General features: G+C 44.3%; 22 protein-coding genes. 15 read left to right on the top strand and 7 right to left on the bottom strand.

Features of this window, described 5'->3' with window-relative positions; genetic code table 11:
* Positions 1-140: 140 nt before the first annotated feature.
* Positions 141-1,877 carry an ABC transporter substrate-binding protein gene (locus tag KAI36_RS25995; RefSeq protein ID WP_220026403.1) on the bottom strand — a complete coding sequence of 579 codons (1,737 nt, stop codon included), beginning with the start codon at positions 1,875-1,877 and terminating at the stop codon, positions 141-143.
* A 147-nt stretch (positions 1,878-2,024) separates the two neighbouring features.
* Between KAI36_RS25995 and KAI36_RS25990 the strand changes: the two genes are divergently transcribed.
* The 4 genes from KAI36_RS25990 to KAI36_RS25975 all read left to right on the top strand — a co-directional run bounded on the left by KAI36_RS25990 (position 2,025) and on the right by KAI36_RS25975 (position 5,039).
* Complete coding sequence (locus tag KAI36_RS25990; RefSeq protein ID WP_220026402.1) at positions 2,025-3,611, top strand: DUF4153 domain-containing protein; 1,587 nt, start codon at positions 2,025-2,027, stop codon at positions 3,609-3,611.
* Between the two features lie 13 nt (positions 3,612-3,624).
* Complete coding sequence (locus tag KAI36_RS25985) at positions 3,625-4,191, top strand: hypothetical protein (RefSeq protein WP_220026401.1); 567 nt, start codon at positions 3,625-3,627, stop codon at positions 4,189-4,191.
* A gap of 9 nt (positions 4,192-4,200) precedes the next feature.
* Positions 4,201-4,350 carry a hypothetical protein gene (locus KAI36_RS25980; RefSeq protein WP_220028223.1) on the top strand — a complete coding sequence of 50 codons (150 nt, stop codon included), beginning with the start codon at positions 4,201-4,203 and terminating at the stop codon, positions 4,348-4,350.
* 251 nt (positions 4,351-4,601) lie between these two features.
* A complete protein-coding gene (locus tag KAI36_RS25975; protein ID WP_071643906.1) occupies positions 4,602-5,039 on the top strand; it encodes a hypothetical protein in 438 nt (145 codons plus the stop codon).
* Between the two features lie 73 nt (positions 5,040-5,112).
* Here the strand turns inward: KAI36_RS25975 and KAI36_RS25970 are convergent, their stop codons facing one another.
* Complete coding sequence (locus KAI36_RS25970) at positions 5,113-6,228, bottom strand: WG repeat-containing protein (RefSeq protein WP_220026400.1); 1,116 nt, start codon at positions 6,226-6,228, stop codon at positions 5,113-5,115.
* Between the two features lie 575 nt (positions 6,229-6,803).
* Here KAI36_RS25970 and KAI36_RS25965 point away from each other — a divergent pair.
* The 5 genes from KAI36_RS25965 to KAI36_RS25945 all read left to right on the top strand — a co-directional run bounded on the left by KAI36_RS25965 (position 6,804) and on the right by KAI36_RS25945 (position 11,256).
* Complete coding sequence (locus KAI36_RS25965; RefSeq protein ID WP_029518773.1) at positions 6,804-7,121, top strand: PTS sugar transporter subunit IIB; 318 nt, start codon at positions 6,804-6,806, stop codon at positions 7,119-7,121.
* Entirely contained in the window at positions 7,114-7,446 is a 333-nt protein-coding gene (locus tag KAI36_RS25960) for a PTS sugar transporter subunit IIA (protein WP_013312602.1), read from the top strand. The genes KAI36_RS25965 and KAI36_RS25960 overlap by 8 nt, the downstream gene beginning before the upstream one ends.
* Positions 7,447-7,531: 85 nt before the next feature.
* Positions 7,532-8,860, top strand: a complete 1,329-nt coding sequence (gene celB, locus KAI36_RS25955) for a PTS cellobiose transporter subunit IIC (RefSeq protein ID WP_220026399.1) — start codon at positions 7,532-7,534, stop codon at positions 8,858-8,860.
* A 73-nt stretch (positions 8,861-8,933) separates the two neighbouring features.
* Positions 8,934-10,343 carry a glycoside hydrolase family 1 protein gene (locus tag KAI36_RS25950; protein ID WP_220028213.1) on the top strand — a complete coding sequence of 470 codons (1,410 nt, stop codon included), beginning with the start codon at positions 8,934-8,936 and terminating at the stop codon, positions 10,341-10,343.
* 202 nt (positions 10,344-10,545) lie between these two features.
* Positions 10,546-11,256 (top strand): GntR family transcriptional regulator, encoded by a 711-nt coding sequence (locus KAI36_RS25945; protein ID WP_023990962.1) that lies wholly within the window; start codon positions 10,546-10,548, stop codon positions 11,254-11,256.
* Between the two features lie 95 nt (positions 11,257-11,351).
* Here KAI36_RS25945 and KAI36_RS25940 read toward each other — a convergent pair whose 3' ends face one another.
* Positions 11,352-11,888, bottom strand: coding sequence for a PadR family transcriptional regulator (locus KAI36_RS25940; protein ID WP_053326400.1), 537 nt, complete (start codon positions 11,886-11,888; stop codon positions 11,352-11,354).
* Between the two features lie 226 nt (positions 11,889-12,114).
* On the opposite strand from KAI36_RS25940, the gene KAI36_RS25935 reads away from it, so the two are divergent.
* Both KAI36_RS25935 and KAI36_RS25930 read left to right on the top strand, forming a co-directional pair.
* The gene (locus tag KAI36_RS25935; RefSeq protein WP_103047193.1) at positions 12,115-13,386 is read left to right on the top strand and encodes an L-lactate MFS transporter; all 1,272 of its coding nucleotides are present in this window, start codon (positions 12,115-12,117) and stop codon (positions 13,384-13,386) included.
* Between the two features lie 36 nt (positions 13,387-13,422).
* The gene (locus KAI36_RS25930) at positions 13,423-15,372 is read left to right on the top strand and encodes an oxidoreductase (RefSeq protein WP_220026398.1); all 1,950 of its coding nucleotides are present in this window, start codon (positions 13,423-13,425) and stop codon (positions 15,370-15,372) included.
* Between the two features lie 172 nt (positions 15,373-15,544).
* On the opposite strand, the gene KAI36_RS25925 is transcribed toward KAI36_RS25930, so the two are convergent.
* Positions 15,545-17,086: a family 43 glycosylhydrolase gene (locus tag KAI36_RS25925; RefSeq protein ID WP_220026397.1), complete on the bottom strand. Its 1,542-nt coding sequence runs from the start codon at positions 17,084-17,086 to the stop codon at positions 15,545-15,547.
* A 367-nt stretch (positions 17,087-17,453) separates the two neighbouring features.
* Here KAI36_RS25925 and hmpA point away from each other — a divergent pair, with 367 nt between their 5' ends.
* Positions 17,454-18,686: an NO-inducible flavohemoprotein gene (gene hmpA / locus KAI36_RS25920; protein ID WP_220026396.1), complete on the top strand. Its 1,233-nt coding sequence runs from the start codon at positions 17,454-17,456 to the stop codon at positions 18,684-18,686.
* A gap of 105 nt (positions 18,687-18,791) precedes the next feature.
* Here hmpA and serS read toward each other — a convergent pair whose 3' ends face one another.
* Positions 18,792-20,081, bottom strand: a complete 1,290-nt coding sequence (gene serS / locus KAI36_RS25915) for a serine--tRNA ligase (RefSeq protein ID WP_220028212.1) — start codon at positions 20,079-20,081, stop codon at positions 18,792-18,794.
* Between the two features lie 296 nt (positions 20,082-20,377).
* The gene (locus KAI36_RS25910; protein WP_220026395.1) at positions 20,378-20,548 is read right to left on the bottom strand and encodes a hypothetical protein; all 171 of its coding nucleotides are present in this window, start codon (positions 20,546-20,548) and stop codon (positions 20,378-20,380) included.
* A gap of 371 nt (positions 20,549-20,919) precedes the next feature.
* Between KAI36_RS25910 and KAI36_RS25905 the strand changes: the two genes are divergently transcribed.
* Together KAI36_RS25905 and KAI36_RS25900 are read left to right on the top strand one after the other, a co-directional pair.
* Complete coding sequence (locus tag KAI36_RS25905) at positions 20,920-21,099, top strand: aspartyl-phosphate phosphatase Spo0E family protein (RefSeq protein WP_071643892.1); 180 nt, start codon at positions 20,920-20,922, stop codon at positions 21,097-21,099.
* Positions 21,100-21,702: 603 nt separating this feature from the next.
* Positions 21,703-22,434 (top strand): hypothetical protein, encoded by a 732-nt coding sequence (locus tag KAI36_RS25900; RefSeq protein WP_220026394.1) that lies wholly within the window; start codon positions 21,703-21,705, stop codon positions 22,432-22,434.
* 38 nt (positions 22,435-22,472) lie between these two features.
* On the opposite strand, the gene KAI36_RS25895 is transcribed toward KAI36_RS25900, so the two are convergent.
* Positions 22,473-22,691, bottom strand: coding sequence for a hypothetical protein (locus tag KAI36_RS25895; protein WP_220026393.1), 219 nt, complete (start codon positions 22,689-22,691; stop codon positions 22,473-22,475).
* Between the two features lie 978 nt (positions 22,692-23,669).
* Between KAI36_RS25895 and KAI36_RS25890 the strand changes: the two genes are divergently transcribed.
* Positions 23,670-26,222, top strand: coding sequence for a DUF2339 domain-containing protein (locus tag KAI36_RS25890; RefSeq protein WP_220026392.1), 2,553 nt, complete (start codon positions 23,670-23,672; stop codon positions 26,220-26,222).
* Positions 26,223-26,316: the final 94 nt, after the last annotated feature.

Below are 26,316 nucleotides of genomic sequence, written 5' to 3'. Positions count from 1 at the left end.
GGGGTAGGTGGCTGGGCACTTTCAACTCCTGAACCATCGGCTTAGAGGTTCTAGATAACGGCACTCCAAAAGGTATCCTCTTCTGAAGAAGAGGATACCTTTTTTTGATGTGAAGTGCATTTGAAGGAGCACTTTTGCCGTCAAGAGTGGGGAGTTGGAAGTTGAGCAGGCGGAAACCAGACATGACGCAGATCCACCCAGCCCTGACTGTTAAAAGATACACCGCGTACAGAAGGGAGATAGGCCGTCTGAACGGGCTTTTCATATAAAATATGCAGCTGGTGCTCATTCATGAGCCGAGTTTCGATATGTTCAAATTGCTGCGCCCTAACAGGATGATCGGCCTCCCGTGCAATTTCACGCAGCAGTCTTTCGATATCCACACGGCTATGAGGCTCCACATGCCCAGATACATTGAGATACAAGTCAAACAGGCGTAATTGCTCATCACGGTCACGAAAGAGAGAAAAGATGATTAAGTCTGACTCCATACGGATAGATGAGCTTTTGAATTCGTTCATAGATGCGGCCACGATGTTACAGGTATACCCACAGGATTCGAGCTGAGCCGCAACCCGGTCTGCGTCCGCTTTATACTCGGGAATGGTAGCAATTTGCAGCGCCGCTAGTGGTTCATAAGAATCGTTAGATGAATCCACTGCTGGAGGAAGGGAGCGATGATCCAGACATGCTACAATGCGGGCACGTATTTCTGGGTTGCGCAACGGTCCATCCTTGTGTGTATTACATGTGATAAATTTGCGTACCGAAGCCGCCGAGTGAATCTGGCTCCATGCGGTATCCGTATCTCCCGCTGATACGGGATTATGGATAATGTGAAAAGAAGAAGCGGTGTCTTCCGTATCCGATGATTCCAGCTTAGTCGCCCACGGGAGTTGGACAATTTCCACTCGGTCCAGATGAGCTCGGCCTTGAAAATAAGGTGCGAATGCCTCCAGTGTACACAGGCTTTCGTTCATTTCCGTGACTTTGAATGCCCCTGTACCGATAGGGCGGATGCCAAAGGCGGCTTCACCCACCTGATTCAGCTCACGCGGCACAATCGCAGCCCGGCTGGTACACAGGAAGGATAAAAATAGCTCGTTTGGCTCCTTTAGTACGAAGCGTACCATCGTCGGACTTAACGCCTGGACGTGCTGAATTTGCCGGACGATAAAATGATAAAGTCTCCTTCCCGGCGCCCGACTCAGTCGCTCAAACGTATAGACGACGTCTTCAGCGGTCAGTATTTTTCCGTTATGAAACAGCACTTCTTTGCGCAGGAAAAAGGTCCACTGTGTACGAGTGGTGTCCACCTCCCAAGCGTGCGCCAATCCCGGCAAAATCTCGCCGCTTTCGTTCGCCCGGCGGGCCAGACCATCAAAGACGTGGCTGGATACGAAGGACTCGGCGAGCCAGTTCAAGTACAAAGGGTCCAGCGTATAGAGCTGCTGGCGAATAGGCAGACGCAGCGTGTCGATCTGCTGCTGATCACTTCGCACCTCCGCGTGATGCCCAAAATAATTCAGCAGCCAGCCTTGCAAATGCTCCTGCATGGTGGAGGAGCGTGAATGGACTCGGATCTCATCCAGCGCGCGTTTGATATCATGGCGGTCTATGGCTTGCATCATGGATTGCACGGCAATGTCTTCCGGCTGAATGAGGAAGCGCAGACTGGAGCGGCGACCTCTGCCTCGGCGGGGAGTCCATTGTATCCAGTCATGCTGCCCCATTTTCTGAATGATCATCAAGGCGTTGCGGTGAGTACAGTCAAAAATAGCCGCCAGCTCATCCAGCGTCGTCTCTATGGTATGGTTTTCGTCCTTGTCGTCAGCTGCGTGTGAGTGAAGCCTTAAAAATTGGGCATGGAGTTTCATTCAAGGTTGCTCCGTTTCCCCTATATTTGATTAAAAGCGTAGCCACTTTTATAAAATAGGAAATTTTGTTTGAATTAATTTCTCTTTATCTTCTTATTTTATCATCTACAATAAGGGTTATAAAGCATATTTGTGGAGGTATTTACCATGCATGACAAGATGAATGGAACGTCTTTGCCGAAAACGTCATTTCTGTCCGCCTTTGCTGGCGCAATTGTGTTGGCGCTGGTTCATCAATATCTGTTTTACGGACATGGGCTGGGCGTGTCTATGCCAATTTTTGTTATTGTGTTTTACGCCTATATGTATGCCTTTAATCGAGATCGTTTCCAGCCCAGATCATGGATAGGGCGTTTGCTGTTTGTGATCATTATCATGCTGGCATTGACATATGCGCTGTTCAATAATCCGGTCCTATATATGTTAAATGCGCTGGCGATACCTGCTCTGATTAGCGTACATATGGTGCTGCTGTTTGGGGAGAAAAGGTATGGCTGGTCAGAACCCGGTATTATTGGTCAGGCGTTAAGTCATTGGTTTTATCAAAACTTTCGTCATATCGTGACCCCGTTTCGGATGGTCAAGACAGTAGCCTTTCGGAATGTGAAGGATGAGCGTAAGCGTGTATTGGGCAAAGTGATAATCGGTTTGCTTATTGCCTTGCCGCTACTGTTCATCATCATATCTTTGCTGGCTTCGGCAGATGGGATGTTCGAAAAGCTATTATCTGGCATACCCGATTGGATCGGCACACTGTCCTTTGGGAGTGGCATGCTGCGGCTGATCTGGACCTGCTTTTTTACCTTCTGTTTCTTCTGCTACTTGTGGGGATTTGTACAGCCTGCTCCGCGTAATACGCAGAGAGAGACCCAATTAAGGAACGGGTTAGATGAACGCACGAATGGCCAAACCATCGAGCATGATGGTCACTCTTCAGTGATGATTGACCGACCAATGGTGCCTTACCACGAGCCGGTTGCGATCAAGTTTGATCCTGTAATCACCGCTACGGTGCTGATTGTCATGAATTTGGTGTATGTTGTGTTCGTTGTGTTGCAGTTCGGATATCTGTTTGGTGCATGGGAAGGTGCTCTGCCCGAAGGAACCTCGTATGCTGAATATGCGAGAAGAGGATTCGGGGAGCTGGTTATGGTAACAGGTATCAACTTTGTGCTGATGATCAGTGTATTGAAGTGGACTGAATTTGGCTCAGGTATAGTGCAAAAAATGAACAGCGGCCTGCTGTACATACTCGTGGGTTGTTCGGGTGTGATGCTGTACTCGGGATATACCCGGCTGGTTATGTACGAAGAAGCATACGGCTATACGTACACCCGCTATTTGGTACACGCGTTTATGATTTTTCTGGGCTTACTATTGCTTATTGCAGCAGTGCGCATTCATTTCCGTCAACTGCCGTTGGCGAAATATTATATTGTACTCGCTCTGGTCGCCTATGTCGTCGTGAACTATGTGGGCATTGATATACGGATTGCTGAAAATAATCTCGAACGGTATCGTACGACATCGGTGATAGATAAGGAATATTTGAGTGAGCTATCGGCAGACGCGATTCCGCTGCTGATTGACTTTAGCCGTAAGGAACATGGAGCGCTGGATGAGTTTTTACAAGCCCGTTTGACGAGCATGACGAGAGAAGAATCGGCTTGGCCTGAATTCAATTGGGCTAAGTATCGAGCGCAACGGGAACTGCACGACTATATTTTGGAATGAGAGGTGTTTGGGAATGATCGGAACAGATACGGTACAGGGTATGGTATTGGAGCTACAGGATGAAATGTCACAGTATCAGCATCAGTTTGGGGTAAGACGGAACGATTTTCTCGTGGAGGCTATGTCTTACGGAATGAGTGAGGAGGAAGCTCGGTCTTATGCTATCCAGAGTATCGGTCCGGTCATTCCCGTCCCCTATATGCCTACGTTGGCTTCCGGTAAAATCCGACCACTCAGTCCAATGCTGGCAGCGCGGTACCGATATGCGGGGGATTGGAAGGATATCGACGAGCATCTGCTCCTGCCAGATGAAGTGCTGCGGATCGCAGGTACAGAGCAGTTCCGCAGCTGGATCAGCGATATGCGGAATTACTGGGTGGAATCGGCTCCATACCGATTCGGGGATGATTGTCTTTCGCTGCTGTCGGTTGCGAGCGAGGAAGAAGGTCACTTTTCCATGCTCGTCTGGAAGGAGCCCGGTGAAGAGCCGGAAGTATGGACGTACGCTTCGCAGCATGAATACCGATTCAGTCATCTGCTCCATTGGTTCAAGTGGCTGAACGGGCGGAGTGAAGAATGAGAGGTACAGATGATGAAAAAGAATCGTAATTGGATCGTGCTATTTATCGGCATCGCTCTGATGGTGGGGGCAGCAGACTATTTAACACAAGTTAAGCTTACGACTCCTCCTGAGCTTATCGTTCCAACCGTAATCAGTGAAGAAAGCCTTCAGTTGTGATGATTAACGAGAAAGTTGTTTTATTTTCTCAGCTTAATGAAACGGAGGCCCCGATTATTGCTGTGGATGGAATTTAAATAGGAAAAATAGAAGTGAAGTTTATTTTTTGTGGTATTACGTTGTTAAAGTAAGCTGGAAATCACCCTAATAGTTGAGAGGGAATTGAGGCCAACATCAATGAATGTGGAGCCATTCAGATGTTCAAGCGACTCCGTCATTTCCTCTACAACTTATATTCAGGGGGAATTTCAATGGCTAGAAGTGCAAGTACTTACGCATCTGTAATTGACGGTTTTAAGGTAGAAACAAACAAAAAGTATTCGCCGGTAGGTGGAACGAAATGTAATATTTTTGCGCAAGATGTGATGGCTGCGATGTCGGCTTCCTTGCCAAGTGGTTTAGCCAATCAAATGGCTGATGCTTTACTGAATAAAAAGGCGCCGGGCTGGGACTCTGTAACCTTTCAGGATGCTCAAAAAAGAGCAAATCTAGGGTATCCTACCATCGGGATCAAAAAAGCGGATGGGCATGGTCATGTGGTCGTTGTCAGACCGAAGGGTTCATCGATCACGATTTTGAAGGAGGTACAGGTTGCACAGGCGGGGACCAAAAATTACAACAGTAATACCATTAATTATTCGTGGGTGGCAGCAGATCTGCCTGGAGTGAAATTCTACACACACGACTAATTGTATACAAGATATTGGAAATCTAATGACCCCGGAAGCAGATCCACTCGATCTGCTTCCGGGGTCGTCTTTTTTATTTTGAAACGGAATGTTTAGATACAATGAACGCTTTGCCTGGCTTGATAAAAGCAACAGCATAGCCACTAGAGAAGGAGGAGGATTCCGCTCTGTACTCAAGTTTAGTCAGCAGTTGCCCCTGACGATTGATGTAACCGAATTTGCCGTCTGAGACGGATGATTGTGTTTGTTTACCGACTAAAGCAAGGCCTTCTTTGAACGGAGAAGTAACATCATATTTTTGTTGATATTTAATGACCAGCGTTCCGTTTTTATCAATAAATCCGACTTCGTTTTTTGCATTTTTCACACTCGCCAGGCCTTCACTAAAATTCTGGGCATCTGTAAATTTAAAGGGAATCACGACTTTTCCCTGTTTATTGATGAATCCCCATTTCCCCTTGGTATTTTGCACAGGGGCCAATCCTTCCGAGAAGTCTCCACCGGATTTATATTGAGGAGGAATGACTTCTTTCCCTGCTGTATTGATATACCCGTATAGCCCCTTGCTATTCTGAACAATAGCCAAGCTATCCGAGAAACCACGACTGTATTTGTATTTATAAGGAATCGCTATTTGACCAGAGGCATTCACAAAACCGATCTTGCCAGTGTTAGGGGCGTAGGCGAGGGCCAGACCGTCTGTAAATACATATTCTGACTCCACATTTTCTTTAAAATGAGAAAGGATTTTTCCCGTTCGATCTATAATTGCATTTTCTTTGGTGTCTGCTATGGTAACCTTGGCTTTTCCTTCAGAAAAGAAATTGGCTTCGGTATATTGGCAAGGGATGACCAGTGCCCCTTTGGTGTTAATGTATCCATAGAGATTGGTTTTTGTATTTTTCACGACGGCTCGCTGCTCATGAAAATCACCAATGGGTTTAAGCTCGGCGGGAAGTGAGAAAGCTTTCTCTCCTTTGGAATTGTAATATACGAGGTTTCCAGCGGATGTTTCAGCAGCTAATAAGCCATCATGAAAAGCACCATCGCTCAGCGGACGAGCAACGTTGTAATCCAGAGCAGTTTTAGAAACTTCAATGGTTGTTGTGCTGGATGCGGCCCAGCCTGTTCCAATAACAGAGAGGCTAGTAACCAGAATCAATGTAGCTAATCCTAACTTTTTTAACATGCATAAGCTCCTTTGTGAGTTGACTTTTTAACTTCAGGCTTCGGGAAATCTTATCCTCATACGTAAGGTCTTCCATAATATAGACGATAAAAATGTAGGAATGTTTCTTGATATTCTAAAATTTTCTAATTTTCAGCACATGGAAGCTCTGCTTCCATGTATGACACTTGCTAATCTCATCTCAATAACCAGAAAGGGAGCAAGCTAATCGCTTGCTCCCTTTACACCTAAACCCGCCCTATATCTTTTGGATGCTTAACAGAGAGTTGCCGTTACGCATAAACTCATACGGGACCTTGGCCTCCGGCGATATCACTTGCGGTGATATCCAGCGAGGCTTTGGTGCCTAGACGGTGAATGAACATGCTCCCGCAAAATCGATTACTATTGAGAGATTAAAGATAAGAGATCACGTTCATTTTCAAGAAAAAAAGTGAAGAAGTAGTGTCATTTTAAAAAAAGTCTATACATATATATTAAATGTATAGACAAATCAAAAGACTGGATTTATAATTACGCTGTAAACGTTTTCTAGTACTTAACATCCAATCAGACCTTGAAGGGAAGGAATAACCATGAAGAAAATTTTACTGGCGTGCAGCTCAGGTATGTCTACAAGTTTGCTGGTTACTAAGATGCAGGAATATGCTAAGTCCATTGGGGACGAGGCTGAAATTTGGGCAGTAGGTCAAGATCAGGCGGCAGAAGACATGGCTAAGGCTGACGCGGTATTGATTGGCCCGCAAATGAGTTTTCTGAAAGGACAACTGGAAAAGGAAGCAGCTCCATATGGTATTCATGTAGAAGTGATCGACATGATGGCCTACGGAATGGTTGATGGTAAGAAAGCCTATGAACAGGCCGTGAAGCTGGTGGAACGCAAAAATGGATAAAGTCAATATAGCTGAACTGACGGAAGAGCAAATTAGTTTCCAACTTATTCTTCATAGTGGAAGCGCTCGCAGTAAAGTAATTCAGGCGCTAACCGAATACCGAAATGAGAATGTAGAAGGTGCGGACGAACTGCTCAAACAAGCCAAGCAGGATTTACGTGCTGCGCATGATATCCATTTCCAAATGGTTAAGAAGGAAGCGGGAGGTACCCAAACTCCTTTCTCGCTCCTTCTGATGCATGCCGAGGATCATCTGATGTCCACGGTTACCATGAAGGACCTGGTTCTAGAATTGCTGGAGTTGTTTAAATCCAGAAATTTATAACTAAACATGTAAGTTTGTGAAATTTGGGACATGAAAAGGTTGCAAACCTATTTGATGCAAGTCACTTCGCGGGGAGGAATAGGCTTTGTTTGAAAAATTAAGCCGGATACTGATACCTATTGCCGGTAAACTGAACAATAACCGCTATCTAACTGTACTGCGTGATGCATTTATGCTGTCATTTCCATTAACGGTTTTTGGCTCCATTATCGTCGTTATTATTAATCTGCCGTTTCTAAAAGGGTGGATGGGCGAGGGCAATCTGACGAGTTTTCAAAATTTACTGAATATTGCCCCAAATGCCACACTGAACATCATGACCTTATTCGTGGTCGTCGGGATTGGCTACTATCTATCTCGAAGTTATAAGGTCGAGCCCATATTTGGCGGGATGATCGCGTTGGCCAGCTTCTTGATGCTGACCCCATTCGTGCTGACTCAAGAGAGCGGTGCTACGATTGCAGGCGTCATTCCGGTCGACCGGATCGGGGCCAAAGGCATGTTCCTTGGCATGATCGTCGCTTTTATAGCAGCTGAGATTTACCGAAAGGTGACCCAGCGAAACTTTATCATCAAAATGCCTCCGGGTGTTCCGCCGGCAGTAGCCAAGTCGTTTGCCGCTTTGCTTCCTGCGTGTATCACGCTAGCTGTATTTTTGGTTATCAACGTCGTAGTCAATTTGACGCTTCACAATAACCTGCATGATTTGATCTATCATGCTGTACAGGCACCGCTGGTGCATTTGGGTAGTGGCATTATCCCTACATTGATTGCTATTTTCTTTGTTCAGCTCTTATGGTTTTTTGGGCTGCATGGTCAAATTATTATTAACTCGGTTATGGACCCGATCTGGAATACGCTGGCACTTGAAAACTATGAAGCGTACTCCAAAGGAGCGGAACTGCCGCATATCATCACCAAGCAGTTTGTTGATATTTATACAGTAGGTATCGGTGGTACAGGTATGACACTGGCTGTGGTGCTCTCGATTCTGTTCTTCCTGAAGAGCAAGCAATTGAAGCAGGTCAGTAAGCTGGCCCTTGGACCGGGTCTGTTTAATGTCAATGAGCCCGTCATATTCGGTCTGCCGATTGTGATGAATCCGCTTATTTTTGTTCCATGGGTCATTTCTCCAATGATCGTTACGCTGATTACTTACTTTGCCATGTCTACGGGGATTGTGCCACCGCCAAACGGAATACAGGTTCCTTGGACGATGCCATTGTTCTTTAGCGGAATGATGGGTACAGGTTCACTGATGGGTGGTGTACTGCAACTGTTTAATATGGCTGTCGTCTTTATCATCTGGTTCCCATTCCTGAAAATTATTGACCGGATTAATGTTCGTAAAGAACAGGAAGAGGAGCTTAGCCAAGCAGCTGTTGCAGGTAAGGATCAAACTATTGGAATGTAATGTGAATAAGCTGCTAGATTAGCAGCTTATTCATTGCAAAAGAGAGAGGAGTAGAGCTGTGAATCATACCGAAATGAAAGATATAGAGCAGCAAACCATTCAATACCGTTTTCCGTCCGACTTCTGGTGGGGTTCTTCAGCTTCGGCTACCCAAACAGAAGGAACCGTGGAGGGAGACGGCAAAGGACCGAACATTTGGGATTATTGGTTTGAGCAGGAGCCGAACCGTTTCTATGACGGGGTCGGCCCTGCCGATACGTCCCGTTTCTATACCCGTTACAAAGAGGATATTGCACTCATGAAAGAGCTTGGTCATAACTCTTTCCGGTTCTCTATTTCCTGGTCACGCCTGTTTCCGGCAGGGAAAGGTGCAATGAACCAGCAGGCGGTTCAATTCTATACTTCCGTCATTGAAGAATTGCATCAGGCGGGTATTGAGCCGTTTGTGAATCTGTATCATTTTGATTTGCCGATGGCTTTACAGGAAAATGGAGGCTGGGTGAACCGGGAGACGGTCGAAGCTTACGTGGATTACGCTAACACTTGCTTTGAGCTATTCGGGGATCGTGTAGCCAAATGGTTTACGCATAACGAGCCGATTGTCCCGGTGGAAGGCGGCTATCTATACGATTTCCACTATCCGAATGAAGTGGATTTCGGCAAAGCTGTACAGGTGGGATATCATACCCTGTTATCGAGCGCCAGTGTCATTAAGGCTTACAGAGAAGGCGGTTATAAGGGCAAAATCGGAATTATTTTGAACCTGACGCCGACTTATCCGCGTAGTCAGCATCCGGCAGACGTGCAGGCTGCTGAAATATGCGATGCGTTCTTTAACCGTTCCTTTTTAGACCCATCTGTGACGGGAGAATTCAATCCTTTGCTCGTGGAGCTGTTACGCCAAGAGGGATATGTACCAAGCATGGAAGACGGAGATCGGGAGATTATACGCCAGGGCACTGTGGACTTGCTGGGGATTAACTATTATCAGCCACGCAGAGTCAAGGCTCGCGAAAGTCTGCCAAACCCGGATGCGCCTTTTGTGCCGGAACGTTTCTTCGATTATTACATCATGCCTGGTCGCAAGATGAATGAGATGCGGGGCTGGGAGATTTATGAGAAAGGCATTTACGACATTCTGACCAATGTCAGAGAAAATTATGGAAACATTGAATGCTTCATTTCAGAAAACGGAATGGGCGTTCAAGGTGAAGAAAAGTTCAGAGATGAACAGGGCATGATCCGCGATGACTATCGCATTGATTTTATCCGTGAGCATCTCAAATGGGTCCAACGAGCGATCTCAGAAGGCTCCAATGTAAAGGGCTATCACTTATGGACGTTTATGGACAACTGGTCCTGGACGAATGCTTATAAGAATCGCTATGGTTTTGTGTCTGTCGATCTTCAGAACGGTGGCAAGAGATCCGTTAAACAGAGTGGGCACTGGTTCAAACAGGTGATCGAGAATAACGGATTCTAAGGTGGTCCTCCGGACCGCCTTTTTTTCTTCATCATCGTCAAAGAACTGTGCTGTACGCCGCTGGTGAGAAAGTATAATGTTCGGTATACTTACTTATACCGTAATACCTTAACGTCCCGCCTGCAGAATAAAAAGAACCAGCGCTACCGATGTTTTGGTAAAATGCTGACATAAAATAATTTTTAGTACAGGTGGTAGACAGATGAACAAATACGAGCGGATTGCACAAGAGGTCAAAGAGCGGATTATGAATAAGACCTATAGCAGTGATGATCCGATTCCCGATGAGATCTCACTGGCAAAAGAGTTTCGTGTAAGTCGGATGACGATTAAGCGGGCATTGGACACATTGGTGATGGACGGGTTGCTGAATCGTAAAAGAGGACACGGAACCTTTATCGTCAAATCAGTTCACAATGGCCCTGTTAACGTTGTCGTAAATGAAATGCTGGGGTTAACCAACGTACTGCGCGGGAAAGAGATTAAAAACAAAATCGTCGCCTTTGACGTTCAATTTCCATCCGAAGAGGTAGCGACCCATCTATTTATTGATGCCAATTCTCCTGTATATCATGTGATTCGTCTGCGTGTCGTGGAGGGTGAGCCCTATGTTATCGAGCGCACATACATGCCTACGAAGCTGATCAGCGGTATTACAGAGGAGGTGCTGTATGGCTCGGTGTACAAACATATTAAGGAGGAGCTGGGACTTAATATTGTCGGTTCACACCGTACCATCCGGGCATCCAAGTCGACGGAACTGGATCGGGAGCATTTGGACTGCGCAGCGGATGATCCAATCTTGGAAATTGAGCAGGTGGGTTATCTGGATACGGGTATACCATTTGAATACTCGTTCTCACGGCATCGGTACGATAAATTTGTGTTTACCACAGTGAATCGAATGCGTTGATTAGTAAAAAAATAAGCATAAGGGTTCGAGCTACATATTCTCGAATCCTTGTGCTTTTTTGTGTTTACAATAAGTTTAAGGGAAAATGAGATGCTTTATTTTTTACAATAAGCAATAAAACTTTCTATCCATTGTATGGTTATAGTTTCGCGTAAAATAGCACCATCTAATACAAGATAATCGCCAAAATTATCACTATCAAGAGGAGGAATAGTTTCATAACGTTCTTTATTTTTGCGTAAATGTTCCAGCCTATCTTGATGTTGAAGTAGCTGATGTTCCAACAAATATAATCGGGTTGTTATATCCAGATGATTAGAAAAATACATTCTCAGCCTAAACACATCTTTGGGAGTGGGTTCAATAGGCTCTGCTTTTTTTAGCCATTGTAAAAAATCTTCTTTGCCTTTCTCCGTAATCGAATACAATTTTTTTTCTAAAATTTCTCCGCTAATTTGGATCTCGTAGACGATAAGTCCCTCATTAAGCAGTTTTTTTAATTCTGGATAGATCTGACTATGCTTTGCAGTCCAAAATTCGCCTAAATCTTTACTGAATTCTTTACCTATATCATAACCAGTCATAGGTTCTTTATTTAACAAGCCCAGAATGGCATATTTTAAAGTTCTCATAAGGCATTCTTCCTAACATTTTCGTCGTTTATTGGTTAAGTATAACATATTTAGCGAGTCCACAATAAGATTGATATATTATTGAAAACATATTTAATAATACATATTTAATAAAACATATAAATACATACATGTTCCTGTTGATATATTAAAAAGCACGTGTTAATATTAATTCGAAATATGTGAATGATTTCACAATACAACGACGAGGGAGAAGAAGATCTCAGTGGAACTTACAAAAAAGAGATGGATTATTCTGATTGCAAGCTGTTTTATTAATCTGTGTATTGGATCAATTTACGCGTGGAGTGTATTTTCTGCCCCAATGGCAGAATATTTGAGCAGCGTCACAGGACTTAGTTTAACACCGGGGAATTTGGCTATTGCATTTACGATTACAAATTCGGTAGGTCCTATCACGATGATTTCAGGTGGCTGGATTAATGATCGATTCGGGCCCAAGAAAGTGATCTTTGTAGGGGGCTTGCTATTTGGAGGCGGTATGATTTTATCAGGATTTGCAACATCTGTAGGTTACCTGGTATTGGCTTACGGTATCGTACTCGGCCTAGGAACGGGAATGGTTTACGGATGCACAATTAGCAACTCTATTAAGTTTTTCCCTGACAAAAGAGGATTAGTTGGCGGTATAACAACGGCTGCTTATGGAATAAGCTCAGTTATTATACCTCCTATTGCCAATAGTTTAATCAGTAGGTCTGGTGTGACATCAGCATTCATTATCATCGGTATAGCATTTCTTATTATTGTATGTGCTGCTTCTTTCTTCATTGAGAAATGTCCATCTGATTTTGTTCCTGCAGGATGGACACCCAAGACTGTAAATGTTGGCCGTTCTATTCAGAACGACAAAGACTGGAAAGGCATGCTCTCAAGCCCTCTGTTTTATATCATGATCTTGTTATTAATGTGTGGTGCTTTTGCCGGACTCATGTGTACATCACAAGCTTCTCCTATAGCTCAGAAAATGATTGGTATGTCTGCGGCAGCCGCTACGACAGTTGTTTCCGTATTGGCATTGTTTAACACGGGCGGACGAATCGTTGCAGGCTATATTTCGGACAAAATCGGTCGAATCAATACCCTGGCTTTTTCTTCTGTCTTTTCGGTCATAGGACTCACATTGCTTTATTTTTCAGGCGAAGGTAGTGTGTTGACATTCTATATTGGTATTTCAGTTATTGGTTTATGCTTTGGTGCACTGATGGGGGTATTTCCTGGATTTACTGCCGATCAGTTTGGTGTGAGAAATAATAGTGTGAATTATGGAATTATGTTTATTGGATTTGCAACAGCAGGATACTTTGGCCCATCCATTATGAGTCATGTTTACAGCACAGACAGTAGCTATCAGAGAGCTTTTGTCATTGCGGCCGTTCTTGGCATAGCCGGACTTATTCTAACATTTGTATATAAGTTGACTACCCGAAAAAATCAGAAGATGGCTGTGGATATGAATCAGAAAGCTATCAATTAACCCATAGCAATAAATACAGATAAGGAGCATGAGATCATGCAAAGAAAATATCCCAATCTATGTAAACCAATCACAATTGGAAATGTGACTTTCAGAAATAGAATGTTTGGCTCTCCTATGGGAGGTACGGATATTACAGCAGACTGCACTATTGGACCGAAATCTACAGCTTTTTATGAATTAAGAGCCAAAGGCGGTGCTGCGTCAGTCACGGTCAGTGAAGTTGTAGTTCATCCCGAAACGGAAGCTTCCCATATGTACCATCTGGATCTGGGGACAGTAGATTCTCTTGCTAGTTTTACCTATACTGCAGACGCTATTCGCCGTCACGGGGCAATTGCCAGTGTGGAATTGTCTCATTCTGGACAGTATGCAGGAACTTATCTGACTGACAAAAATAAGAAACAAGGACTTGCTCAGTGGGGACCCAGCCCCGGAGTACGCCCGGATGGCAGAGAAGTAAAGGAACTCTCGCAAGAACTAATTGATGATATCGTAGCAGCTTATGGTAGATGTGCTGGACTGGCCAAGAGAGCAGGTTATGAAATGATTATGGTTCATGGCGGACATGGATGGTTGATTAATCAGTTTTTTTCTCCTTATTTCAACCGCAGAACAGACAAGTATGGCGGAACTTTGGAAAACAGGGTGCGTTTTGCACAGGAGGTTCTGGACAGTGTCCGTGAAGCGGTGGGTTCTGGCTTCCCAATCGAGTTTAGAATGAGTGGTTCGGAGTTATTTGAAGGTGGCTATGACCTGACAGAAGGTATAGAAATTGCTAAATTAATCGAATCAAGAGTCGATTTACTCCATGTATCTGCTGGAACTTATCAGACAGGCTTTGGTATCACACATCCTTCGATGTTCTTGCCTCATGGAAGTAACGTTTATCTTGCAGCAGAGATTAAGAAGCATGTAAGTGTTCCGGTTGCAACGGTCGGCGGATTAAATGACCCGGCTCAAATGGAAGAAATCATTTCCAGCGGTCAGGCGGATGTTGTTGAAATGGCTCGCGCACTGCTTGCTGATCCAGAGCTTCCAAGAAAGGTGATGAGCAACCGCGACGAGGACATTATTAAATGTCTGAGATGCTTCACCTGTATGGCAGAACGTGCAGAAACATCCACAAGACGCTGTACGGTTAACCCATTAATTGGTCGTGAGATGGATGGAACAGAAATTTACCCTTCCCCTAATCCACGCAAGGTTTTAGTAGCCGGTGGAGGCCCAGGCGGGCTTTATGCAGCTCTTACTGCAGCCAAACGCGGACATAAAGTTATTCTATGTGAGAAGGCTGACGAGGTAGGCGGTATTTTGAGGGGAGAGCAGGCGATTCCTTTTAAATATGAGATGTATGAATTAGGTGTTACTCTCGGAAAGCTGGCTAAAGACGCTGGCGTTGAGATCCGTTTGAATACACCTGTTACTAAAGAGTATGCAGAGAAAGAAAATGTTGATGCGTTAATTATAGCAGCTGGTTCCGCAGCAATTGTTCCTCCAATTCCTGGATTGAATGGTGATAACGTAGTCATTGTTAATAACTACTACCTGGAGCAGGACAGGGTCAGCGATAGCGTAGTCGTATTGGGAGGAGGTCTGGCAGGCTGTGAAGCAGCCATTCACCTTGCTCAGGAAGGTAAGACTGTTCATCTGGTAGAGATGAGAGCAGAGCTGGCTCCGGATGCTAATATTAGACATCGTCCCATTATGTTAAAAGAAATCGAAAAGAATAACATTCAAGTTCATTTAGGATTTAAAGGGCTATGTGTTACACAAGAAGGTGTTGTTTGCGCTGATCAAAATGGTGAAGAACATCTTGTTCCAGGTACTTCAGTCATTTGTGCGCTTGGACAACGGCCAAGAAGAAACGTAGTAGATGAGTTAATTGATTGTGCACCTTATGTCGCACAAATCGGAGATTGCGTTAAGGCATCTACCATCACGACTGCAATATATCAAGGATATCATGCAGCGCTTGATATCTGATTATCTGCGACTCACTATCACTGCCCGGCATGGGATACTTCAGGAGTCTAAGAGAGGCACTCGAACATAGCGGTTCAACACAAATCGCACAGCTCCTGCAAATGGGTACAACATTGCGCAAGAGCTGTGCGATATTTTTTTTAGGATTAAGGCAATATTCCAAGTGTGAAAGTTAATTGCCAAGCAATCTTACTTCATGCACCGTCGGGGTATACCAGTTGTTCGGATTATTGAATAGCACTGCATTTACAAGGTTAATTCGCACGTAGCGAGCTTGAAAATTGACTTTGTCACTGGTAAAACCATACGTGGTATTACCTGTGCGATCAATCGTGGAGTAGTTAACTCCATCCGTGCTGTATTCAATTTTATATTTGTAATACGCTTCAGATCCTTTGTACATAAACCATGAAATATCCACTTCGCTGATGGTCTTGGTACTGCCCAAATCGACCTGCCACCAAGCGGGCCAGGATGCGGAAGCAGCCTTCCACGAGGTTTGGGCGTTGCCATCGTTCGCCAGTGAAGCTGGAGAACTGGATGCGGCTGAGCTAGCAGTCGCTGTTTTGCCCTGTGCGTGATTCACAAGGGATGGTAGGATGACCGTGCCTGTCGCAGCATCCAGATCCCAGCTACTGTACCAGTTCAGGGTTGCTGTTTTGTTGGAGTCATTCAGAGTTAGTGGCAACCAGATGAATTTGTGGTCGCTCAGGTTGAGCGGATTCCAGCGGTCGCCCATATAGATGTAGCTGGTTCCTGCGCTACCCGTAATCGTGGCGATGGAATGGATTTGCGAGCCGTAAGCCGCCGGATCACCGAAGGGTGACAGAGCAGACCAGCTTCCAGTCATGGAGCTGGCGGTTGCGTAAGCGCCCTGATTCGGATACCAGCCAGATGCCTGCGAGGTGAACAGGTAGTAGGTATTGTTCTTTTTCACAACAGCAGGAGCTTCGCGATAGCCATTTTCAAAAATCCAGCCAACGAACGCCTGCACGCCTGTATAATCGGCTGTCAGCTTGAAGATCGCCATCGTATCATTGGCGCCGCCATTTTTACGGGAAGCTGTAATAAGGTAGCCGCTACCGTCAGTATCCGTGAACACCGTCATATCACGAGACTCGTAATTCAGTGGGCGGAAGCTGCCTTGGTAGGCAAAATTTCCGTCGGGTGTATCGCTGGTAGCGACGGCTACACGACCTAGTGAGTAGTCCGTGCCATTTTCATAGTGCGCCCATAGTACATATTTTCCGGTGGTTTTGTTGTAGATAACTTTGGGACGCTCGATTTTGCTCGAATTCAGCTCAGGGGCGGAATCTTTGGTGAGAATACTGCTGCGGAAGGACCAATTTTTCAAATCGGTTGAGGTATATACGTTCACTTTTTCAAATTTCCAGTTTTCGGCGTGCTCGCCGTACCAATAATAAGTGGAACCTACTTTTAGGATATTACCGCTGTTCGCCTGAATCGGGTTACCTGCGGTGTCTTTCCAATCCATTCCGTTCGTAATGGCTGTGCTTGCTGTTGCGCTCAGGGATAGTTCAGCATTGGGGACGTCCAAACCATTCAGCGCTTGGTTCACCTCGGTCCCGTAGGTTGCTTGCGTAACGCCTGTTGTATTGGCATGTGCTGCATCGGGTTGAAGACCCGCACTGGCCACTGCGAACATAATACAAAGCCATGCGGCTAACCATTTGTTGCTGTTGATCCACTTCACGATATCATCTGCCTCCTTTAACTCGGATAGGATGAGCCGGAACAGCTTGTCCGGCACCTCATCTTCGATTTTATCCTAATTGAAAGCGTTTACAAGTGGAATAAATTGAAGTCTTTAGAACCTGGATCAGACCGAAAGGCGTTCCCTTTTTACCTACTTGGGGAAAGCTCGTCAGTTATATCGGAATTGTTTTTAGATGTGCGTTTTGTCATTGACACGTTCACATTATTTCAAATTTAAAGTGACTGGAATCACATAAACGGTTACTTTATCTGGGTATACTTGCTTTAAATTGAGGGTTACAAATGGGTGCTAATGTTGAAACACCCTTTGTTGATCTTATTTTGGAGAGAAGAGGGATACAAAGATGCTAAGTGAGCAAACCATTGCAACGATCAAATCGACGGTACCTGTTTTGGAGGTACATGGAACTACAATCACCAAGCGTTTTTACCAGATGATGTTTGAGGCCCATCCCGAGCTTCTCAATATATTCAATCACGCGAATCAGAAGCAAGGACGTCAACAGGGAGCGCTGGCCAATGCTGTATACGCAGCCGCGCAGCACATTGACCGTCTGGAGGAAATTCTTCCGGTGGTACGTCAGATTGCACATAAGCACCGCAGTTTGGGAATTAAGCCGGAACATTACCCTATCGTCGGAAAATATCTGCTCGCTGCGATCAAGGACGTACTGGGAGATGCGGCTACAGACGAGATCATTGCCGCATGGGCCGAGGCCTATGGTGTGATCGCTAATGTATTTATAGACGTGGAAGCTGAAATGTACAAGGAGGCTGGACAGCAGCAGGGAGGCTGGTCAGACTTTAAGAGCTTTGTTGTGCAGAAAAAGGTTAGGGAAAGCGACCAAATTACGTCCTTTTATCTGGTGCCGCAGGATGGACAGGTGTTGCCTGAATTCGAACCTGGGCAATATATAAGCTTAAAAATGGAAGTTCCGGGTGAACATAATACCCACATTCGTCAATACAGTCTTTCGGATGCCCCAGGCCAATCCCACTACCGGATATCTGTAAAGCGAGAGGATGCTGTAGAGTCCCGTCCGGCAGGTAAAGTATCCGTGTATCTGCATGAGCAGGTGCAAGAGGGCGATGTGCTTCAGGTATCTGCACCGGCGGGTGATTTTACGCTGGATCGGGCAGATCGCAGACCTGTCGTACTGATCAGCGGCGGGGTCGGGCTAACCCCGATGGTCAGTATGCTGGCTTCCTTGGTGAAATCTGCTCCGCATCGGCCTATCACCTTTGTCCATGCAGCAGTCAACGGGGATAACCATGCTCTGCGCAATGAGGTGGAAAAGCTGGTCGCCACACATGATGCACAGGCTGCAGTTCGTTGGTGTTACAGCAGACCAACGGAGCAAGATCGGCTTGCACAGGCTTTTCACAAGGAAGGTCGTTTGGATCTGGCCTGGTTGCAATCCGTGATACCGGAACGTAACGCACAATATTACTTTTGCGGCCCTGAGGGATTTATGCAATCGGTATACGGCTTGTTGAAGGAGTGGAATATCCCTGCTTCGGATATCCACTATGAATTCTTTGGCCCTGCCAGCGCATGGGAAGCAGAAGCACAATAAGACATCAAAAAAGACGAAGGATAGTTGTCCTTCGTCTTTTTTTGCGATGATTACAATGGGAAATCCTGCTCATTGGGTACTACTTTTCAAAGTGCGCTCCTGTTTTCATAACAAGGGAGTACACAAAAATTCCATACCTCGCGGCATATATGGGAGTAAAGCCTCCGGAATACGGATCGAACCGTCCTCTTGCTGGTGATGCTCCAGCAACGGGATCAGAATCCGGGGCGAAGCGACCGCTGTGTTGTTGAGCGTGTAACAATATTTCAGCTTGCCGTCCGCATTGCGGTACCGGATGTTGGAACGGCGCGCCTGAAAATCAAGTAGCTGGGACGACGAATGTGTCTCGCCGTAAGCTTGGCGGCTGGGCATCCATGTCTCAATGTCCACCTGCTTGTAGGTTTTTTGCGCCATGTCGCCTGTACAAACAGCCATCTTACGGTAGGGCAGCTCCAGCAGTTGAAGCAAGTCTTCCGCATTGCGCGTAATCTCCTGAAACATCTGTTCCGAAGCGTCCAGGCTGGCTTCGCAGATGACGACCTGCTCAACCTTGGCAAACTGGTGCACACGATACAGTCCGTGCACATCCCTTCCGGCCGAGCCAACCTCATTGCGGAAGCATACGGACACGGCTGCCAGCCGAATCGGGTCCGTAACATCCACGATCTCACCGCTGTAATACGAGACCAGCGGCACTTCCGAAGTACCTACAAGCCACTGATCCTCTCCTGTGATGCGGTACGTCTGATCCAGTCCGAGCGGGAAAAAACCAGTGCTGCGCATGGCCTCTGCACGTACCATCAGCGGAACATCCAGCAACTGGAATCCACGTTCAGTCAGCAGATCCACCGCAAGTTGCTGCACAGCCCGATGCAATGCAACCCCAGCTCCCGTCAGATAGTAGTTACGGGTACCGGCTGTTTTGACACCCCGAGGGACATCGATTAGCTTGTGAAGCTCACCGAGCGTCATATGATCCTTTGGTTCAAATCCGAAGTTCGGAACCGACCCGACCTGCTCCAGTTCAACATTATCCTCATCCGATCTCCCCCATGGCGTATCTGGCGATACGATATTAGGCATCAGAAGCAAAAGCTGTTGAAACTGTTCCTCTACTTCCTGTTGCGGGGCTTCCAGAAGATCTAGCCGTTCGTTAATTTCTTTGACCTGCCGCTTCGCCTCATCTGCCTGTTCACTCTTGCCGGCATGGATTAGCGCACCAATATCTTGACTACACTGATTACGCTTCTGTCGAAGCTGTTCCACTTCCTGAAGTAGCTGTTTTCTCCGATTATCCAGGGTCAACAGCTCCGCGACCGATACCTGTATTCCTTTGCCGTCTGCTGCCGTCTGAACTTGCTCTTGATGCTCTCTGATCCATTTGATATCCAACATGACACCGCACTCCTTTTCGGATAAAAATACAAAAAGCGCCCTCATCCACATGGGACGAGGAGCGCTTTGATCTCGCGGTGCCACCCAAATTGACCAGACAGCATGACAGATGTCATAACTCTCCAATCCACTTTGCTCCGCTGTAACGGGCGGCTCCGGTTTACTTAGGTACATATCGCCATATCCTACGCTAACGTATGGTCCTTGGCGTAAACGCCTCCGAGTTGGATGCTCTTCATAGGCATAATATCGTTTGCTTTTTTGTTAGTATACGGATTTTCGGCAGGTTAATCAAGCTACAATAACTTTTTAAGCTGCGATATACGGCCTTGTGCCACGCCAAGCCATTGTGCATATTCGGCCTGCTTGGCATGGGGATGCTCATGCAGAAGTTCTCTTAGGCGTTGGATTAATTTTTGTAATGATTGGTTTACTCTCTTTTCTTTGTGCGCAGGTTTCTTAACCATTGGAGCAGGAGTGCGACTAACGAATTGTGCACGATTATTTGAGCGCTTTAGTGTGAATGCTGTCCTTGAAACAGGAAGAAAACTTCAAAAAGTGTGGAAAGAAATCGATCAAAAAGATGGCTTTGCTCTTGGTAACTACTAGCTTTTTACTGATATTGGTACTACCGGTTCAGGCTAAAGACTCAACTCTTGGTAAAGCCAAACTGCAAGAACAAATTGGTACAGCTTGATTCAGGTTCTAATTTCATTACCACTGACCAGCCTAAACACTGGTCTTTTTTGTTATATTATGCTGATTTTTGATTGCAAAAATAGCAATTCATATTTCCACATTCCAACCTAAAATGAGATTGATTAGGAGGGGGCGTGATATGAATACAGATGAAACGCTAAATCAACAGTTGGAAGATGCCCGGCAACGCTTGCATGATCTGTACGAACAGTATGGTTTCGGACATGCCTGTGTGCTTGAACAGTCTATGTTTTTGGATGAACTGATTAATCAGTACAACCGTATGTTTCAGACCAAGAAGCTGACCCAAATGATATAACTAAACATCCTCATGCTTTCAGATCCACATCAGCTATATTGCTTTTCTTGTCTTATGCCTAGTTCCGTTTAAATAAATGAAACAGATTCGACTTATGCAAAACTATTCCTCCTCTCATCTAATTAATATAATCATTCTATATAATGGATTTTTTAAAGAAAAATACATTAAAATGTAATAAAATGTAATTAATTTTAAGGTATAGGTAATAATTGATGCATATATTAATTTCAAAAACCAACCAATCACCAATAAAATCTATCTTTTGACCTAAAGGGAATTTCAGTACAGCCTTGTTGAAAGCTTAGAAAAGTTAGCTATCTAGGAAAGTTGACTTATTTATAGGGAGTTATTGAATTTTATGGTAGGAAAACAGAAGTTTTGTGATACAATAATTATTGTAATTATTACCATTGATTAAAAAATATAATAATATTGAAATATTTTATGTTGTGATTTTATATGGACTTTTCTTCACTTTACTTTTTGCTCGATTACATAACATTACATACTCACATATTTATTAGGGTTGTTAGTCGCTTTTTTTTGTGAGTTTCTATGCAAAAAAAGTTTCTATAAAATAATATTATTGGAGGGATTGCTTTGAAAAAGAAAAGTATTGCATTGTTTGCTCTATCATTAGCTCTATTTTCTGTTCCGGTTGTATCTGTTGCAAATGCTGAGGTAACTAATTCTAATATTGCTGTTAGTGAGTCAGCTACTTCACAGCCCAAAGTAGTTAAAGCCTACATAACTACAGAGAGTGGTTTGGAAGAAATCTCGTTAAATGAGTATCAAAAGCTCCTTTCTCAAGAACAGCCACAGACAGTCACAGCTCAAGTTTATGATAGCGGAAATAGGATTAGTCCAATGGCTGATACTGGTCTTGACTTTGTTTTTAAGCGTAAATTAATTCAATCCGCATATTATCCTCAACAATTACAAGTAGATCAGAAAACCGATATAACTGACTATATTAAAAATTCAAGTAAAACTACCACATTAACGCAAATGGTAGGTTGGTCAAAAAGTTTTTCGTGGAGTGCGAATATGACCATTTCCGCTAAATGGAATGACGCAGTAACTCAAGTTCTAGGAGGTGGCTGGTCGACTACTGAAACCCATCTTTATAATAGTTCTCTAACTGTTCAGCCTGGATATCAAGCGAAACTACAATTTACCCCTATTTATAAAGTAGTTAGAGGGGACCTGGTTGGTTATAATTATGTGGGCACGGTATTAGAGCGTATCAAAAATGTTACCATTAAATCACCTGTTAAACTTGCGGGTGGTAAAGTACAAGGTGTAGTCACAGTAGTAGAAAGAAGGCTCTAGTACTTAAATTATTAAGTTATAATGTAAAAGAAGAAGGCCTAGGCCTTCTTCTTTTTTTTCAAATATCCATATTCACTTATAATTAAGTAAGCTACTCCAATAATCAAAGCCATTACGGCAAAAACTTTTAAAGAACCAAACGGAGCATAAAAAGGATTTAACTGCCCGGCTCCTGTAATTGCTGCACAAAGATAATAAGAAGAATACAACATAGCAGATATAAAACAAAATATTGTTCCTGTCACAGCCCTATTCATTGTCATCACCCTTTATAATTTTATGTAATAAACCCAAAAAATATAAACATGATTATTATAATCCAAAAGGTTGCGCCCATCAACTTTTGGAGATTATCAATATTCATCACTTCTTTTACTCCTCTCAGTCATCCTGACAGAATCAAAACGAAGGATGAATTATTTGTAAAAAACTTTAGTCAAATGAAGTGGTTTACAATGTTCCAGAGGCTACAGATAAAACCAAAGTAATTGTTGCATATGACGTACTTATGTTAAGGAAGAATACAATCGTTAAAATTTACACTCATTACAAAAAATAAGAAAGCTAATTTTATGTGACATGCAGAAAGCCCTAAAGTCTGTGACGACTTTCATGAAAAAGTATTAATTTTGTGTAAGGAAGAATCCTACGGGGTTTTTCCTTTTTTTGTGGAAATCTAGAACGCTTAGATAAATCTGAACTATACACTCTACTTTATTTCTTTTTATGACTTACTTTTTTCATCATGGTCTTTCCAATAAAAATAAATACACAGCGTAATTAAGATAAGTGGAAATAAGTAAAAAGCATCATTAAATCCTGCGGAATGGGTGACTCTTAAATCGTATAGAAGCCAAAACATAGATATGCTTGCTATCAAAGCTATAGTGCCACTAATTGAATACATGTGTATCTCTCCTTTTTTGTGCAATAAAAAGATCACGATAATAAACAACATGACGATGTAAAAAAAACAATTATAAGCCTGTTTTTCGTAACTTTTAAATGAAAATGACTCTGCAACACATCCATGCGGGTTTCATGTTTGCGAAGTGAAAAGGTGGGCTTTATTTCTCATATATATCCGTCCTACTTTTCCTGTGATGATGGAACTGGAAGAATATTTAAGTAAAAGCCCCAATTTAACGTTCAAAATGGGCTATAGTCTCTATAATGCCTTTTTAATTTCATGTAAAATGTAATGATTACCAAAATGGACAGCGATGGAGGAGAACATGGAGGATTTTAAAGATCGTTTACATACGATCCGCCAAGAACAGAACAAGCTGCTCAAGGAGTATCAAACATTAATTGCGGACTATGAAGCCTCAGATATCATTCTGGAGAATGAGGTTCTGCGAAAAAAGTTCGAGGATTATCAGGCTCGCTGCGTTCACTTGGAAGAGCGAGTACGACATATTGAGCAGGAAAATGGAAAGCTGCGCACTGCGCTGACGGAGCAAATGCTGAGCGAAAAGGCGAATATGATCCGCATTTCGCGTGAAAAGCTGGAGACCTATTTTGCTTCCAGAACCACAGAAGGGGAAAATCGGCTGACATCCTTTGAATATGGGGCTAAAAACCGAGTGGACCAGCTTATTCAGCAAACTACGCATGAGCTTAAAGAAGATCAGGACGAGATCGTCGCCAGATTACGACTATTCTCAGAGGAGATTCGTGACCGAATCATGGAGCAACGCGGGCGGTTTCAGGAGGCCGAGCGTAAATTGCTCCATCAGACGGCAAGCGAGTTCCAGCAGCTCGGAGAAGAAGAGATCAGCGAAGAAACGATGCAGAAGCGCATGAAGCAAAATCAGTTTGAAATGAAGCTAGGCTTGAACTGGATCAACAAGCTAGGGATTTTGCTCATTATACTGGGTGTGGGAGCCGCTTTTAAATACTCATACTCGAACTGGTTTACAGGAAATATGAAGGGTGTGGCCTTCTTTCTGCTAGGAGCGCTGATGCTAGGCGGTGGGGAATGGTTGTACCGCAAGCAGAAGCAGACCTTTGCGCTCGGTATTTTGGGCGGCGGTATTTCTGTACTGTACGGATCGATTTTTTACAGCTACTTTTTGTTAGAAATCATAGGAATGTATACAGGCATAGGCTTATCCGTACTCGTTACGGTGACCGCTGTGCTACTGTCATTAAGGTATGAATCCCGAACGATATGCTCTTTCGGTTTAGTAGGGGGATATCTCCCGCTCTTTTCCTATATGGCAGCGAACGGACTGGAAGGGAACGCCGTGTATATCGCCATGGGCTATTTGTTCCTGTTAAACTTGCTGATTCTGCTTGTATCCTTCCGCAAACGGTGGGTCGTCGTGCAATATATCAGCTTTTTACTTAATACGCCCTTGATGATTGTGCTGGCGTGGTTATCGGAAAGCGCCGTAGCGAGCATGCTGTATACAGTCATTACATTTGCAATGTACCTCGGGATGACGCTGTGGGTGCCGTTCCGATTAAAAACAAAACTGTCATGGCTAGATTTCTCCCTATTGGCTCTGAATACAGTCGTGAGCTGTTCTGTTCTGTATTCTCTGTTCGGCGATGCAGGCCTGGATGATTATAAAGGCTTGCTGGCTCTCGTCTTTTGCTTGGTGTACGGGGGTCTGGGACAATGGGTCCGTCGATATATTCCAGAGGAGAAACAAACTAAAATATTATTTTATGCGACTTCGTTGACCTTTGCCATCCTCATGGTGCCGTTCCAGTTTGGAGTTAGATGGTTATCCATGGGCTGGTTGATCGAAGCGGTTCTTCTTACATTATATGGCCACCGTTACCGGTTGAAGGAATTGGAACGAGCTGGCTGGGGCATTTTATTACTGTGTCTGGGCGCATTCTTTTTCGTCGATTTCCCTATATATCTGTTGTCAGGATTTGAGACGGATTATTTTGGACTCAAATATACGCTCATTACACTGGGAATGTTGATCGTTACCGTCTTCTATGCGATTCAATTTAGTCGTCCGAATGCTTTCAAAAACAATCGTTTGTACGAAATGCATATCATGCAAGGATTTAAATATGTAGCTTTGGTGAACGTGTATTTCTACCTTTTGTATGAAGCCGGGCATTGGTATAACATCGTTGTATCCGACGGGTTTGTCCATTACACCTTGTACAAAGTGTTGTTGTACACCTGCGTATCGCTGGTGTTGGCTTATTTCCTGCCTAAGGTGAGGTTGCTGTATGATCGGGTGATTAAATACTACAGCTTGGCGTTGTACGTCATAGGCTACGCGCTGGCACTGGTGGTCACCGTAACGGTTCCAACCTTGCATGAAAATTATGCGCAAAATACGGCTGCTGATTATGTGGCGTTGGTGGTACTCGCAGCCTTTAATGTGCTGGTATTCTTCAGCAGCAGGGATTTCCTGAACGCACTGATGACCCGACATTATAGAAGTAATGAGTTGTACCCGGTCATTATGGGTGTATATTTGCTGGGCATCATAACCGCCTTTCTCGGAGTTCAGTTCCGCCTGGGGGATGCTGGTCTTGTGTTCAGTCTGGTGTATTTGCTGCTGGCCATTTTGTATATTGTATACGGCTTCCTCAAGCGAGTGGTCTACATTCGCAGATTTGGGTTGGGCTTGACCTTGCTGTCGACAGGTAAGCTGCTGTTGTATGATCTGCATCTGTTAACGACGGGGAGCACGATTGTAGCCTACTTCTCTTTTGGTGTTGTACTGTTGGCGATTTCGTATATTTATCAAAAAGTATCTAATCGCATGGGAGAGACCATAATAAAGAAGGATGTTGAAGAAAATATGTAGTTTTCTGTTGTATTTTGTAGATACGGAACATTATGAAAATAAATCCGGTAATAGTGAAAAATTATGCATGACCTTACATCCTACTTACGCTATA

It is taken from the genome of Paenibacillus sp. S02, assembly GCF_019454065.1.
GTDB lineage: Bacteria > Bacillota > Bacilli > Paenibacillales > Paenibacillaceae > Paenibacillus > Paenibacillus polymyxa_B.
The sequence above is the reverse complement of the archived record's forward strand: the minus strand, read 5'-3'. Positions and strand labels throughout refer to the sequence as shown.

What these genes read in the sequence shown, in the direction of transcription:
- KAI36_RS25905 (WP_071643892.1), top strand. Translation starts at nt 20,920, where the DNA reads ATGAATACAGATGAAACGCTAAATCAACAGTTGGAAGATGCCCGGCAA.
- KAI36_RS25960 (WP_013312602.1), top strand. Translation starts at nt 7,114, where the DNA reads ATGGATAAAGTCAATATAGCTGAACTGACGGAAGAGCAAATTAGTTTC.
- KAI36_RS25975 (WP_071643906.1), top strand. Translation starts at nt 4,602, where the DNA reads ATGGCTAGAAGTGCAAGTACTTACGCATCTGTAATTGACGGTTTTAAG.
- hmpA (WP_220026396.1), top strand. Translation starts at nt 17,454, where the DNA reads ATGCTAAGTGAGCAAACCATTGCAACGATCAAATCGACGGTACCTGTT.
- KAI36_RS25950 (WP_220028213.1), top strand. Translation starts at nt 8,934, where the DNA reads ATGAAAGATATAGAGCAGCAAACCATTCAATACCGTTTTCCGTCCGAC.
- KAI36_RS25895 (WP_220026393.1), bottom strand. Translation starts at nt 22,691, where the DNA reads ATGAATAGGGCTGTGACAGGAACAATATTTTGTTTTATATCTGCTATG.
- KAI36_RS25945 (WP_023990962.1), top strand. Translation starts at nt 10,546, where the DNA reads ATGAACAAATACGAGCGGATTGCACAAGAGGTCAAAGAGCGGATTATG.
- KAI36_RS25995 (WP_220026403.1), bottom strand. Translation starts at nt 1,877, where the DNA reads ATGAAACTCCATGCCCAATTTTTAAGGCTTCACTCACACGCAGCTGAC.
- KAI36_RS25940 (WP_053326400.1), bottom strand. Translation starts at nt 11,888, where the DNA reads ATGAGAACTTTAAAATATGCCATTCTGGGCTTGTTAAATAAAGAACCT.
- KAI36_RS25965 (WP_029518773.1), top strand. Translation starts at nt 6,804, where the DNA reads ATGAAGAAAATTTTACTGGCGTGCAGCTCAGGTATGTCTACAAGTTTG.
- KAI36_RS25980 (WP_220028223.1), top strand. Translation starts at nt 4,201, where the DNA reads ATGATGAAAAAGAATCGTAATTGGATCGTGCTATTTATCGGCATCGCT.
- KAI36_RS25990 (WP_220026402.1), top strand. Translation starts at nt 2,025, where the DNA reads ATGCATGACAAGATGAATGGAACGTCTTTGCCGAAAACGTCATTTCTG.
- KAI36_RS25970 (WP_220026400.1), bottom strand. Translation starts at nt 6,228, where the DNA reads ATGTTAAAAAAGTTAGGATTAGCTACATTGATTCTGGTTACTAGCCTC.
- KAI36_RS25910 (WP_220026395.1), bottom strand. Translation starts at nt 20,548, where the DNA reads ATGGTTAAGAAACCTGCGCACAAAGAAAAGAGAGTAAACCAATCATTA.
- KAI36_RS25890 (WP_220026392.1), top strand. Translation starts at nt 23,670, where the DNA reads ATGGAGGATTTTAAAGATCGTTTACATACGATCCGCCAAGAACAGAAC.
- KAI36_RS25985 (WP_220026401.1), top strand. Translation starts at nt 3,625, where the DNA reads ATGATCGGAACAGATACGGTACAGGGTATGGTATTGGAGCTACAGGAT.
- KAI36_RS25930 (WP_220026398.1), top strand. Translation starts at nt 13,423, where the DNA reads ATGCAAAGAAAATATCCCAATCTATGTAAACCAATCACAATTGGAAAT.
- serS (WP_220028212.1), bottom strand. Translation starts at nt 20,081, where the DNA reads ATGTTGGATATCAAATGGATCAGAGAGCATCAAGAGCAAGTTCAGACG.